Origin of the sequence: Streptococcus sp. ST14, assembly GCF_046098195.1 — a bacterium.
Lineage (GTDB): Bacteria > Bacillota > Bacilli > Lactobacillales > Streptococcaceae > Streptococcus.
The window spans coordinates 59,506-71,986 of record NZ_JBJUSF010000008.1 but is presented as its reverse complement, the minus strand read 5'-3'; the positions used below and the strand labels follow the sequence as shown (position 1 = coordinate 71,986).

At 40.3% G+C, this 12,481-nt stretch carries 13 protein-coding genes; all 13 read right to left on the bottom strand.

Annotated features, from left to right (window positions below):
* Positions 1–498: 498 nt before the first annotated feature.
* Positions 499–654, bottom strand: a complete 156-nt coding sequence (locus ACIY19_RS04385; RefSeq protein WP_002880541.1) for a hypothetical protein — start codon at positions 652–654, stop codon at positions 499–501.
* A 13-nt stretch (positions 655–667) separates the two neighbouring features.
* On the bottom strand, positions 668–1,321 hold the full coding sequence (locus ACIY19_RS04380; protein WP_409002788.1) for an ABC-2 transporter permease: 654 nt from the start codon (positions 1,319–1,321) through the stop codon (positions 668–670).
* Positions 1,302–2,159: an ABC transporter ATP-binding protein gene (locus ACIY19_RS04375; RefSeq protein WP_001093359.1), complete on the bottom strand. Its 858-nt coding sequence runs from the start codon at positions 2,157–2,159 to the stop codon at positions 1,302–1,304. Before ACIY19_RS04375 ends, ACIY19_RS04380 begins: the two co-directional genes overlap by 20 nt.
* A gap of 13 nt (positions 2,160–2,172) precedes the next feature.
* Positions 2,173–2,517 carry a hypothetical protein gene (locus ACIY19_RS04370; RefSeq protein ID WP_000834997.1) on the bottom strand — a complete coding sequence of 115 codons (345 nt, stop codon included), beginning with the start codon at positions 2,515–2,517 and terminating at the stop codon, positions 2,173–2,175.
* 220 nt (positions 2,518–2,737) lie between these two features.
* Positions 2,738–3,349 (bottom strand): 30S ribosomal protein S4, encoded by a 612-nt coding sequence (gene rpsD, locus ACIY19_RS04365; RefSeq protein WP_000092756.1) that lies wholly within the window; start codon positions 3,347–3,349, stop codon positions 2,738–2,740.
* A 202-nt stretch (positions 3,350–3,551) separates the two neighbouring features.
* Positions 3,552–4,586, bottom strand: coding sequence for a cell wall metabolism sensor histidine kinase WalK (locus ACIY19_RS04360; protein ID WP_042768210.1), 1,035 nt, complete (start codon positions 4,584–4,586; stop codon positions 3,552–3,554).
* On the bottom strand, positions 4,583–5,281 hold the full coding sequence (locus tag ACIY19_RS04355) for a response regulator transcription factor (protein WP_125384924.1): 699 nt from the start codon (positions 5,279–5,281) through the stop codon (positions 4,583–4,585). The genes ACIY19_RS04360 and ACIY19_RS04355 overlap by 4 nt, the downstream gene beginning before the upstream one ends.
* An 80-nt stretch (positions 5,282–5,361) precedes the next feature.
* Entirely contained in the window at positions 5,362–7,449 is a 2,088-nt protein-coding gene (locus ACIY19_RS04350) for an SSURE domain-containing protein (RefSeq protein WP_409002787.1), read from the bottom strand.
* Between the two features lie 156 nt (positions 7,450–7,605).
* Positions 7,606–8,271: a TrkA family potassium uptake protein gene (locus ACIY19_RS04345; RefSeq protein WP_038806509.1), complete on the bottom strand. Its 666-nt coding sequence runs from the start codon at positions 8,269–8,271 to the stop codon at positions 7,606–7,608.
* A gap of 13 nt (positions 8,272–8,284) precedes the next feature.
* Positions 8,285–9,664, bottom strand: coding sequence for a TrkH family potassium uptake protein (locus ACIY19_RS04340; RefSeq protein WP_409002786.1), 1,380 nt, complete (start codon positions 9,662–9,664; stop codon positions 8,285–8,287).
* A gap of 33 nt (positions 9,665–9,697) precedes the next feature.
* Complete coding sequence (locus tag ACIY19_RS04335; RefSeq protein ID WP_409002785.1) at positions 9,698–10,462, bottom strand: nucleoside phosphorylase; 765 nt, start codon at positions 10,460–10,462, stop codon at positions 9,698–9,700.
* A 272-nt stretch (positions 10,463–10,734) separates the two neighbouring features.
* The gene (locus ACIY19_RS04330) at positions 10,735–11,358 is read right to left on the bottom strand and encodes a TetR/AcrR family transcriptional regulator (RefSeq protein WP_084856237.1); all 624 of its coding nucleotides are present in this window, start codon (positions 11,356–11,358) and stop codon (positions 10,735–10,737) included.
* Between the two features lie 39 nt (positions 11,359–11,397).
* Positions 11,398–12,480 carry an ABC transporter permease gene (locus ACIY19_RS04325; protein WP_409002784.1) on the bottom strand — a complete coding sequence of 361 codons (1,083 nt, stop codon included), beginning with the start codon at positions 12,478–12,480 and terminating at the stop codon, positions 11,398–11,400.
* Position 12,481: the final 1 nt, after the last annotated feature.

The following is a 12,481-nucleotide window of genomic DNA, read 5'->3' as shown; positions in this document are numbered from 1 at the left end:
ATGGGACTTTTTTTCTATACAAAAATAGGCTCCATAATATCTATAGAGGATTTACCCACTACAAATATTATAGAGCCGAAATAAGAAACTGATTCGGATATTTAAAAAAAGAGGAACTTTAGTGTGAAGCTCCTCTTTTTTATTCGTTCTTTTACTTATAAATCGTATAACCTGGTTTGAAAAAAATATGTTTTGATAAAATTCAAAAGCCTTTAAAATCAGCGCTTTCACGAGTTTGCAATATAAATTATTTTATCTAATTTCAAGTAATTGTACTTGAATGGTGTGAATTTTAACCTAAAAATCACTGAATTGAGCTAACTAATATCTAAAATTCACACCATTGAATAATCTAATTTTTATTATGTTTTTTTGTAGAATACTCCCTTTATTTTTTCGTATAGAAAACAAATGAGAAAGACACTTGAGTATAAAACAAGCGTCTTTTCTATTATTCTAAAAACTAACTATGATGGAAATCTATTCCTATTCCTCCCCTTACTTTCCCATTCGTTCTACCAATCCTGCAATTAAAAGAGGGATAATTGCAAAAAAGATTGTACCTCTTTCTCCCCAAATTAGCAATCCAACTGCCAATATAATTGAAATTATTGCTAAAGCAACAGCTACTTGATGATATATTTTTTTACTCATAACAATTAAACTCCTATCTATTAAATGTACTAGAGTATATTTTGGTTGATATTATCATAGAAACAACCGTTATTGTCATAATTAAGATACAGCTTGCAATTATTAGTAGAATAGCATTGGTATTGCTAATCCAAGAAATAAATACTAGACCAAAAGCTGTTTTCTGCAAAATGTAAACTGCTCCCATAATGAATACCAAAACCAGTATATTTACGACTGTGCTTCCAAATGTACCAAAGGCATAAACCGACGGAAGTAAGAATACTACATACATAATGCCAATCAATAAGCCAGCTATTGATATGAATATATGTATTTGTATACTGAATTGTTGAAAAATTAGAGCGGTTATAAGACTCAAAATCAGAGTTATAAAACTAACAAATATTATTAGAGAGATACAAAAAATGTACCTAGCTAGAACTATCGTTTTTTTGGAAATTGGGAAAACACTAACAAACCTGTTCCAACCACTTTCATAGTCAGAAACTAATAAACTGGTTGGTATAGATGCCAAGCCAATTGGTCCCATTATTGATAAAAAAATTGCTCCAGACTCTCTACCAAAAATTGTTATTAACAATAACGCACAGACAATTAACAATCTATTCGTCACACTTACTTTATTCAAAATAAGTTGAAAATCTTTATAGAGTAGTCCCTTCATCTATCCTCACTCCCTTTGCTAGAAATAATAATATTTCTTCTAATGTAGCATAGTCTTCACTATCAACTTCATTTTGTGATACGTCAACTAAATATTGAATAATGTTATCTTGAGACAACTTATATTTGATGTTTTTCAATGGCAAATGTGCTATTTCGGTTTTAATAGCGTAATGGTTAAGTAACTCACTCCTCTCGCCCTTTAGTAGAATTTTCCCATTTTCAATAAAAATAAAATAATCAGCGACTTGTTCCAAATCACTTAAAATATGCGAAGACAATAGTACAGTCATTCTATTATTATCTACATATTTTTTTAGTATAGTTAAAATCTCTTTTCTTACAATAGGGTCAAGCCCGCTTGTTGCTTCGTCAGCAATCAAAAGTTTAGGATGATGGGATAATGTGGCAGCAAAGTTTAGTTTTACAACCATTCCCCTTGAAAAATCTCCAATAGCTTTGTTAATAGGTAAGGCAAATTTATCAATTAAGCTGTAATAAAGTTCTTTATCCCAACTTGGATAAATCATTTTTAGCATTTTTTCAATTTGTTGAATTGAAAACGAATTTGGAAAATAATTTTGTTCTAAAATCACTCCTAGGTTAAGTTTTATTTGATATTCATCTTTATCAGAATCCAAACCTAAAATTTTCATATTACATGAGTCACTTTTTATTTGATTTAACAACAAATTCAGAAAAGTTGATTTTCCTGAACCATTTTCACCAATCAATCCAACAATACTTCCTTCTTGGATTTTTAAATTATTGATTTGTAGTTGAAAATCTGTATACCGCTTGCTTAAGTTTAGCACTTCTAATACTGGTTTTGTATTCATTTTTTACACCTCGCTAAGATTGCAATAGCATATACACAACCGTTAAGCTATTTCCAATTAGAATTACCAACGTCAATAGAGTATTAACTTTTTTAGATACATTGGCCTTTTTTAATTCAATTAACTGCTGGATATCTTTATCAGCCTGACGAATCCGTGCTTTTAAAAGCTCAATCTGATCTTCCAAAGAACGGTCCTTCAAGAGAGGATAACGCCAACGCTTATAGGCTAAATAAGCCCCGAAACCTATCAAGCCACAAATTGCCAAAGGTAGAGCTACCCGAACCAAGAGACCCAGCAAAAACAAGCCACCCCAGAAATAAAGGCATCCTTTCAATAATCCATTCCCTGATTTCATAAACATCCCTTATCTTAAATTTATAAATCTATTTTAGCACAAAAGCAGAAAATGAGGGCGGAAAAGTCGCCTAAAACCACTGATTTCTTTACACCAGAGCTAGAAACATTCTCCCTGAGTAAAAATGATTCCTCGAATACCAACCAAACCATCAACTCAACATTTTAAGACAAAGCAAAAAGCCCACTGTTGTAGGCTTCTTACAATATAAAGTCTTATCTTACAACATTTTGTTGTAGAATTCAACGACAAGTGCTTCGTTGATTTCTGGGTTGATTTCGTCGCGTTCTGGCAAGCGAGTCAATGAACCTTCCAATTTTTCAGCGTCGAATGATACGAATGCTGGACGTCCAAGAGTAGCTTCTACTGCTTCAAGGATAGCTGGAACTTTCAATGATTTTTCACGAACTGAGATCACTTGACCTGGAGTTACGCGGTATGATGGGATATCAACGCGTTTTCCGTCAACAAGGATGTGACCGTGGTTTACGAATTGACGAGCTTGACGACGAGTAGTCGCAAGGCCAAGACGGTAAACAACGTTATCCAAACGGCGTTCCAAAAGAAGCATGAAGTTGAAACCTAGGATTCCGCCTTTGATTTTTGTAGCTTGTACGAACAAGTTACGGAATTGTTTTTCACCTACACCGTAAGTGAAACGAAGTTTTTGTTTTTCAGCCAATTGCAAACCGTATTCTGACAATTTAGAACGGTTGTTTGGTCCGTGTTGTCCTGGCACGTAGTTACGACGTGCCAATTCTTTACCTGTACCTGTAAGTGAAAGGCCAAGGCGACGAGCTTGTTTCCAAGATGGTCCTGTATAACGTGACATATGTATGTCCTCCTGATATAAATAATATTTCGGTGGAAATAGTCACTTAGAAAGCCCTGATTCGTGCAGATGCCCTTCGCCTAAACAGCCAAGGTTACTTGTCATAAGACACCTGTTGACGAGCTTCATGCTTTCCTGCTGCTATTTCACACAAAGGCTATTGTACCATGAAAAGCTAGATTTGTAAAGGGATTTTACACCTTTATTTCAAATTAAGGCTGAATGTAAACTTACTTCCTAAGCCATATTGACTTTCTGCTGTGATTTCGCCACCAAGCTGATGGGCTAGTTCGCGTGCAATCGCAAGTCCTAATCCATGTCCACCCGTCTTCATATTGCGCGAAGTTTCCACACGATAAAGTCGTTTAAAGATTTTTTCCAAATCTTCAGGAAGGATCCCCTGACCTTCGTCTTTCACACTGATTGTCAGCTCTTGTTCTGTTAATTGGGCAAGAACCTCGATTCTGGTGCCTGGTTCTGAATATTTAAAGGCATTGTTTAACAAATTAACTAAAATGCGAGAAAGTTTGTCAGAATGGCTCTTGATTTTCGCCGACTCAGGTGATACTTGAATGTAAACATCCCGCTCCTCTTGTTCAATCTGGAGTTGAAATTCACTCATTGACTCAATCAGCAACTGATCTAAAAAGACCTCTTCGACTTCTTCATCAGCAGTATCTTGAGGTTGTGTGTTAAGAGTCAAAACATCCAATTCCTCTACTAGCTTGTTTAGACGTTCAGTTTGCCGACCAATCGTGGTTAAATAGTGGAGCCGCTCCTCTTCCTTAATCACTCCATCTAGAATGCCCTCCACAGTAACCTGAATGGAGGTAATGGGAGTTTTAATATCGTGAGAGAGCTGCGCAATCATCATTCTCTTTTCTTGCTCGCTCTCATCAAGTGATTGAAAGGTGGCTTGCAAATTGTGGGACATGTCATTAAAAGCCTGGCCCAGCTCTTGAAATTCTAATGGGCCTTTGGTTTCGATTTCTGTGCTGAAATCCTTGCTTGCTATATCCTGAGCTTGTTTTTTCAAATGTTTCAGAGAAGAGAACACAGGCGACAAAAGAAAGATGCTCACTGCAGCGCCAATGAAACTAGCAATCAAGGTCATTCCAACTAGAAAGTAAACTTCACTTTTCTCGATCAACATTCGTTGGACTGCCCAGAAAACGACCAAAATCGTTAGTAGAGTCGACACTAGATACCCCACTAAAATATAGTTTTTTAATTTCATTTTCTACCTCTTGGTTTTTCCATCTTATAACCCAAACCCCAGACAGTTTTGATAGCAGGAGCATTTGAATTCGTATACTTGGTCAACTCTTGCCTCAAAGCATGGATATGAACATTGAGTGTATTGGTATCATCCACATAGTCCTCTTGCCATACCTTCTCGTAAAGTTCCGTCTTTGAAAAGACTCTCTCAGGATTGCTGGCCAATATCCATAGAAGCTCAAAAGATTTTACTGTCAATTCCAAAGGTTGCTCCCCAATGCGAACCTCATGAGTCACATGGTTGATCACTAAGTCACCAAACTCGATCTGTTCTGTCTCTCCTCCACGGCTAAGGCGACGCAAGATATTATTCACTCTTAAAACCAATTCGCGTGGGCTAAAGGGTTTGACTATAAAATCATCTGCCCCCAAACTTAATCCATAAATCTTATCCTGTTCGCTTGTCTTAGCAGTTGTAAAGAGGAAGGGTTGATCCGGAGCGATATACTGAACTTCGCTGATAAAATCATAGCCATCCATATTGGGCATCATGATATCTGTGATAATGAGGTCGATAGATTTTTTTCTGAAAAGCTCTAAGCCCTCCTTACCATCATGGGCGACCAAAACATCGTAACCTGCCTGTATAAGATAGCGGTTTTGAATATCTAGAATATCTATCTCATCATCAACCAGCAAAATTGTCTTTTTCATCTGACACTCCTTCGATAAAAACAGTGTTATACTTGCTTTAGTATAACACTATTTTCCCTAATGTTTAAGTGATTTGAATCTTAATCTTCTCGTTTGGTTGTCAAACCCAAAAGTCCAACAAGACCTGCCAAGGCTAGACCAAAGATACCAAGGCCAGCTGTAGCCGTTTTAGCTTCCCCAGTATTTGGTAGCATCGCTTTATCATCTTTTTTCATCATATTAGCCATTGGGCTAGAAGCTGGTTGATCGACCTTCATGTCTGACATATGGTGATTTGTACCCATCATACCCTCAGTCGTACCTGTAGAGCCTGTTTCAGAAGGCTTCGTATTCATCTGACCTTGTTGAGATGGTATTGTCGCCATTTCTTTTCCACGAAGTCGAATCGTTACTTGTCGAGTAGCAACCAGATTGGTCAAATCAGGTTTGCCATCTTTAGAACCATACACTTTGACAGTAGCTTGGTAAGTGTGAGTGCCATTGGCACGAAGTTGGTCTAGAAGGGCTTGTCCTTCTTTGCCTGTCGTGTTGCCATTCAAATCCACTTCGTAGAAATATTGGCCTTTAGCCAAGCCTTCAAGTGGCAATAGAGCAGGATTTTTAGCTGTTCCGTTGTCTGACCATGGGGCTTTGTCTGAGGCTTTTAACAAGAGGCGAGTCAACATACCATCTCCACCAAAAGCTTCGTATGGAATAACTTGGTTGACACCGGCCAAGAAAGGTCCAGGAACCTTAGCCTTATCAAGGTAGCTAGCTGGAACATCAATCATGTCTTTGACATTGTTAACAACAGACTCTTTAACCTGATTTGGTGTGGTCAAACCATTCAAATTAACAGTCAAATCTTTAGTTGCTACGAGATTGGTTAAGTCAGGCTTGCCATCTTTCGCACCGTACACTTTGATGGTAGCTTTATAGCTTTGAGTTCCATTTTGTTTTAAAAGATCAAGCAACTCTTTGTCAGATTTGCCTTGGGTTCCAGCCAAGTCTACTTCGTAGAAGTAAAGGCCTTTGCCCAATTTCTCTACTGGTGGGAGAGCGGGATTTTTAGCTGTTCCGTTGTCTGACCATGGAGCCTTATCAGAGGCTTTCAAGATCAGGCGAGTCAACATGCCATCTCCAGCGAAGAATTCATATGGAATGACTTGATTGACACCAGCTGTAAATGGACCTGGAAAATTAGCTTTGTCAAGATAGCTAGCTGGGACATCTACTGTGTCTTTGGTGTTATCAGCCACACCTTTTTGCACTTCAGCTGGGGTGGTCAAACCATTCAAATTAACATCCAAATCTTTAGTTGCTACCAGATTAGTTAAGTCAGGCTTGCCGTCTTTTGCACCGTACACCTTGATAGTAGCTTTATAGCTTTGTGTACCATTTTGTTTCAAAAGGTCAAGCAACTCTTTGTCAGATTTGCCTTGGGTGCCTGCTAAATCCACTTCATAGAAGTAAAGACCTTTGCCCAATTTTTCTACTGGTGGGAGAGCGGGATTTTTAGCCGTTCCATTGTCTGACCATGGAGCTTTGTCTGAAGCTTTCAAGATAAGACGAGTTAACATGCCGTCACCAGCGAAGAATTCATATGGAATGACTTGATTGACACCAGCTGTGAAGGGACCAGGGAAGTTAGCCTTGTCCAAGTAAGTAGCTGGGACATCTACTGTGTCTTTGGTGTTGTCAGCCACACCTTTTTGCACTTCAGCTGGAGTGGTCGCTGGTTGCGCTTCACTGGCTTCACGGTCTTGTCCAGAAACTGTAGACGCAGGACTTTCCACAGGTTTAACTGCATCTTCTGTTTGTTTCTTAGAGTCAGGTTGTGCTTGCACTTCTTCTTTTGGCGCTACTTCCGGATCTTTAGCAGTTGCGTCCGCTTTTTCTGAAGAGCTTGTCGTATCCAAGCTTGCTTTAGGTGCTGAGTCTGCTTGTTCTGAAGGAAGAGCTACATCAACTGCTTTTTTGAGAACCTCTGCTGGTAAGTCGCTCTTTTCACTCACCGAAGCAGCGTCTGGCACAACTTGGGCAGGGGTCGGATTGACGACATCAGCACGTGCAGAACTTGGTTGACCAACTAGGACAAAGAAGCCACTAGCCACAACAACTGAAGCAACACCGACACTGAGACGGCGAATTGACCAACGAGTATATCTCTGATTTGGATTGAATTTCATAGGATTCTCCTTAGAGTTTTCTTTTTTTTGATGACTCTAGTATAATCTCCTAAAATTAAAAAGGATTAAGAAAAAGTTAAAATTTTTCTTAAATCCCTCTTATAAAATACTTATATTGACTCGTTAATTATTTGGATAGAGAGTACCCTTCCTCTCCTACTCACTCAGTTCAGCTAGGGTGTCCAGATGTTGGTTATTAATGACGGCCATGATGTAGGCATCTGCCTGCAAAAGGTCATTGGGTCCGAATTGGACATCCAGAGGAGCATTTTCGTAGGCACGAAAACCAAGTACGTTGAGGTTGTATCGCCCACGCAAATCCAACTGACTGAGGCTTTTACCTACCCATGATTGGGGGATTTTCATCTCGACAATCGATACATTCTTGTCCAGCTGAAAGACGTCTACGCTGTTATGAAAGAGGATGGTCTGCGCCAATGAGCGCCCCATTTCAAACTCTGGAGAGATGACTGCGTCCGCGCCAATTTTTTCTAGAACCTTTTTAGCTGTATGGCTTTTGACCTTGGCAATGACGGTCGGCACTCCGAGACTCTTGCAGTGCATGACCGCGAGAACACTGGACTCCAGATTTTCCCCCGTTGCGACAACTACGGTATCACAGGTGTCAATCCCCGCTGATAGAAGGAGTTCTTCATCCGTGATATCTCCAACTACTCCACGCGCCAGCACAGGTTCAAATTGATTGATACGCTCCTCGTGGTCATCGATAGCAATGATATTCATGTCATGCTTGGCTAGGGCAGCCAAAACACTGCTCCCAAAAATTCCCAAACCTAAAATTCCAATTGTCCGATCTGACATCGTTCTTCCTTTCTTATCCGATAGTGATATCTGCTTTCATATAGTGAATCGTATCTTTCTTGTCTGGCTGGTATTCCGCTACACTGACCAGTAGTGTCAAGGGACCAATACGGCCGATAAACATCAGCAACATAACGATGCTGAGGGCTATCTTGCCTAGCTCTGGTGTTAAATTTGCCGTCACCCCAACTGTCGCAAGGGCTGAAATGGTCTCAAACATGAGGTAGATGAAGCGCGGATTTCCCTCTGCTGTTATCCCTAGTAGGATCAAGCCCAGCAAGAATGTTAGCAAGAAGATAATAAAGACACTGAAAGATTTTTGCACGGTTCGGGGTTCAATGGTCCTCCGAGCTACATTGGCATGAGGCAAGCCCAATAGTTCGCTACGAGCAAAGACCAATAAGACAAAGAAGGTCGTAATCTTGAGCCCCCCTGCTGTCCCTCCAGGCGCCCCTCCTAGAAACATCTGTAGGATATAGATGAACAAGGTAGCTGGTCGAGCCTGGGTGTAATCAATGGAAGCAAAGCCTGCCGTTCTCATACTAACGGTCTGGAAAAAGCTGACCAGCAATTTCTCTGGAGCGCTGAGATTTCCAATCGTTCCAGGATTATTCCACTCGATGAACAAAGTCGATACGGTTCCAAAGAGCAGAATTCCCGCCGTTAAAAAGAGAACCAGCTTGGTATGGAAACGCAGGCGGCGTTTTTTCTTTTTCCCAAACTGGGTCGCTAGGTCAAACCAGACCATAAATCCTAGACCACCCGTGATAATCAAACCTGCAATCACTAGATTGATCAAGGGGTCCGTTTGAAAAGCTACCAAACTCGTACTTCCAAAATTATCAAATCCAGCATTACAGAAGGCTGAAACAGCCAAAAAGATAGAGGTTAACACCCCTCGGCCCCAGCCAAATTCAGGAATGAAGCGGAAACTTAGGAGAAAGGCACCAATTCCTTCCACCAGAAAAGTCGTCAGAAAGATTGAGCGGATGAAGTCCTTTAGAGACTGGGTTTCTCCATAACTGAAACTTTCTTGAATAGTCTCCCGACCACGAAGACTGAGCTTTTGCTTGCCTTGGATATAAAAGATTCCGATAAAGGTCATAAGACCCAAACCGCCAATCTGGATCAAGAGCATACAGATCAACTGGCCCCATATATTGTAAGTAGAGGCTACCGGCTGGGTAAAGAGCCCTGTCACACAGACCATGGACACGGTCGTAAAGAGATGGTCAAAGTAGGTCGCTTGTGACGTAGCTGCCTGCACAAAGGGAAGGCTTAAAAGGAGCGAGCCCAGGAAGATAACTAAGGCAAAACTTAAAAAGATGCGACGGGCTGGTGATAATCGAACCAGAGTCGTCTTGATTTTTTCCAAAAAAGATTTGAATAACATAGCTACATTGTACCATAAAAACAGTCAGAACACTCACATGTGGTGCACAATGGCAAGACAGAGTTCGAGCGCCTTATCAAAAGCTTCAGAGCCCCAGTCACGACTGTCGTAGTTGTCCAGATCGGCCAAGGAATCTGCAGTAAAGAGCAACTCTCCCCAGACAACTCCACGTAGCTGAGCTACTGCCGCAAGAGCAGAGCACTCCATCTCCACAACAGTACAGCCTTCTTCCTTACGATAGGCAACCTTTTCAGCTGTCTCTCGGTAAAAACCATCTGTCGTCCATGTCATGACCTCCTCGTAAGGAATGCCTCTTTGTTCCAAGACTTGCTCAATAGCAGAGACAGCCTCAATCTGCATCTCCATATAACGAGAAGGCGCCACATAGTGGTAGCTAGTCCCCTCATCTCGCAAAGCGCGAACAGGGACGAGAAAGGCATTTTCCTCTATATCGGCTAGGACGCCACAGGTTCCAGTGGAAATGATTTGCTCCACACCATAACCAATCAACCAATCCATAAACTGGGCCGCTGGAGCAGAACCCACGGGCGCCTGGGCCAGACAGATCTCCTCACCCTTGTAGTTGAGGATGTAGACTGGATAAGTCTTGGTAGCCGAAACGAACTCCCCAACACAGTCCGCTCCTACTTCCTGAGCGTAGCGGTCAATCTCCTCCTCCAAAAACGCATAGATGCACTTCTTTGGCAACTTTAAGTCTAAACCCTCGTGATTCGGCATAAGGACCGCTTGGGGATTGTCATCAAACTCTAAAATGGGAATCGCATGTTTCTGAATCATCGCCCACCTCCTCTAATTTTGTACTATTGTATCAAAAGCTGACGAAGTGTCAAGGAGTTGACTTTAGCAAGCCAGAAATCTCCTCTTCCATACACTTGAGAAATCGTTGCACCGCTGGAGAAGTCGGTTCCTGTTTTGGCAAAGTGATTGAGGACTTATGAAGAATACCAAATCTAACAACAAAAAAGACATGAATCTGAAATAAGTAGAACATGTCTTTTTTAGCTTGTTTGAAAGTCAAGTAAATAAATCTTAGTTCTTCTAGAACTCCCTTATTTCCACAAACCACCTAAAATCTGTTTTTCTAATAAGTCTAGGTCTTCTTCCTTTATTTCTCCATTATCGCTAACGATATAAAGCTGAGCGAAGTAAGCCAACAATGGGCCAACACAAATACGAACCATTTGAGGACTCGTTAACTCTGGATTTACACGTGGATCTGCTAGCAATTCCTTATGAAGCACTCGAAGTTTATCTTGAATAGCATTCCAGATAAAAATCTGTTCATTTTTTAGCTTTTTATTTGAAAAACTCTCCTGCAGAATGATTTTCATCAAAGCACGATTTTTTTTGAGATAGCTCATACGATCGTGGACGAGATAACGAACCCTCTCTTCTGTCGTTTCAAAAGCTAAGAGTTCCTCAAAAAAACTACCGAAAATGCTTGGGACTACAGGATGTAAAATAGCCGTCAGTAGATCATCCTTCGTCTTAAAATACTTAAACAAAGTTGCCTGGCTTAGTCCAGCACGCTCAGCTATGTGAAGAGTTGAGGTCCCATGGTAACTCCTAGTTGATATGAGATCCACTGCTGCCTGCATGATTTTTTTCTTTCCTTGAGGGTAATTCGCTTCTTCTAAGTAATCTTCAAACGATTCAAAAACAGTCTTATCCATCTAATCTTCACACCTTTTTAGCATTATTTATGTTGATTTCTAAACTTTACGATAACGACGCAATCCAACAATATTGAGAATTGTTAAAATGATCAAGAAAATCATTAAAACACCAAGATTTGGCAAAATATCACCAAGATTGTGTCCGTAAAGAATAATCTGGCTTATTGCATCACCAGAATAGGTTAATGGCAAAAATTTCCCCACAGTTGGAGCCCATTCTCCCATGGATGACAATGGAATAATTCCTGAGAAAAAAAGTTGGGGCATAATCACGAGAGGAATAAATTGCATCATTTGGAATTCTGATTTTGCTAGAGTAGACAAGAGAATTCCAAAAGCTAGTGCTACAAGAGCCAGTACCACATTAACTATTATAACATTTAAAATACTTCCTACAACTTCTACATCTAGTAGCCAAATTGCTGCTAAGACGACAACTGCCGTTTGAAAAATCGCAATAATACCGTAAGACAACATATAGCCATAGACGATTTCAGATCGTTTCACTGGTGTTGCTAACAAACGTTCTAGTGTTCCACTGGTGCGCTCTTTCAAAAGCGCCATACCTGAAATCAAAAAGACAAAGAAGAAAACTACAAAACCTATCAAAACCGGAATCATACTGGTAAAGAAGCTTGTATTTTCATCTCCATACTGATAAGACTCCTTGATTTCTGGTGTTTTTGCGTCCGAGTCCAATTGTGGAAGAGCTTGTTTGACACGAGATAGTAACTGATTGGTGCCTTCACTGGCGATACTTGTTCGTAACACTTGTCGTATCATAGATGTCTTGGAGGCATCTGTATTTGCGTAGTCGACCTGATACTCACCGTCTTTATAAGAAATCACAGCATCGACTTTTTCATTTGCTAGCGCTTCTTTGGCCTGATCTAAGTCTTGATAAGTCTCGATGTCCACATGATCAAGCTCATCCATTTTCGTTACCAAACCAGTTGGTAGATCTTGTGTCGCTAACTTGACATTCACGGTTGTACTAGCTGAAAACATGAGGTTCATCAACCACATGATAAAAACAGGTGCTATAAACATCAGGGCTAGAGTTCGTTTGTCACGAAGTAATTCTTTGATGACTTTTTTTGCAATCGCTATTGTTCTCATT

Excerpts from the sequence above, each read along its gene's own strand:
- ACIY19_RS04385 (WP_002880541.1), bottom strand. The coding sequence starts at position 654 with ATGAGTAAAAAAATATATCATCAAGTAGCTGTTGCTTTAGCAATAATT.
- ACIY19_RS04380 (WP_409002788.1), bottom strand. The coding sequence starts at position 1,321 with ATGAAGGGACTACTCTATAAAGATTTTCAACTTATTTTGAATAAAGTA.
- ACIY19_RS04375 (WP_001093359.1), bottom strand. The coding sequence starts at position 2,159 with ATGAATACAAAACCAGTATTAGAAGTGCTAAACTTAAGCAAGCGGTAT.
- ACIY19_RS04370 (WP_000834997.1), bottom strand. The coding sequence starts at position 2,517 with ATGAAATCAGGGAATGGATTATTGAAAGGATGCCTTTATTTCTGGGGT.
- rpsD (WP_000092756.1), bottom strand. The coding sequence starts at position 3,349 with ATGTCACGTTATACAGGACCATCTTGGAAACAAGCTCGTCGCCTTGGC.
- ACIY19_RS04360 (WP_042768210.1), bottom strand. The coding sequence starts at position 4,586 with ATGAAATTAAAAAACTATATTTTAGTGGGGTATCTAGTGTCGACTCTA.
- ACIY19_RS04355 (WP_125384924.1), bottom strand. The coding sequence starts at position 5,281 with ATGAAAAAGACAATTTTGCTGGTTGATGATGAGATAGATATTCTAGAT.
- ACIY19_RS04350 (WP_409002787.1), bottom strand. The coding sequence starts at position 7,449 with ATGAAATTCAATCCAAATCAGAGATATACTCGTTGGTCAATTCGCCGT.
- ACIY19_RS04345 (WP_038806509.1), bottom strand. The coding sequence starts at position 8,271 with ATGTCAGATCGGACAATTGGAATTTTAGGTTTGGGAATTTTTGGGAGC.
- ACIY19_RS04340 (WP_409002786.1), bottom strand. The coding sequence starts at position 9,664 with ATGTTATTCAAATCTTTTTTGGAAAAAATCAAGACGACTCTGGTTCGA.
- ACIY19_RS04335 (WP_409002785.1), bottom strand. The coding sequence starts at position 10,462 with ATGATTCAGAAACATGCGATTCCCATTTTAGAGTTTGATGACAATCCC.
- ACIY19_RS04330 (WP_084856237.1), bottom strand. The coding sequence starts at position 11,358 with ATGGATAAGACTGTTTTTGAATCGTTTGAAGATTACTTAGAAGAAGCG.
- ACIY19_RS04325 (WP_409002784.1), bottom strand. The coding sequence starts at position 12,480 with ATGAGAACAATAGCGATTGCAAAAAAAGTCATCAAAGAATTACTTCGT.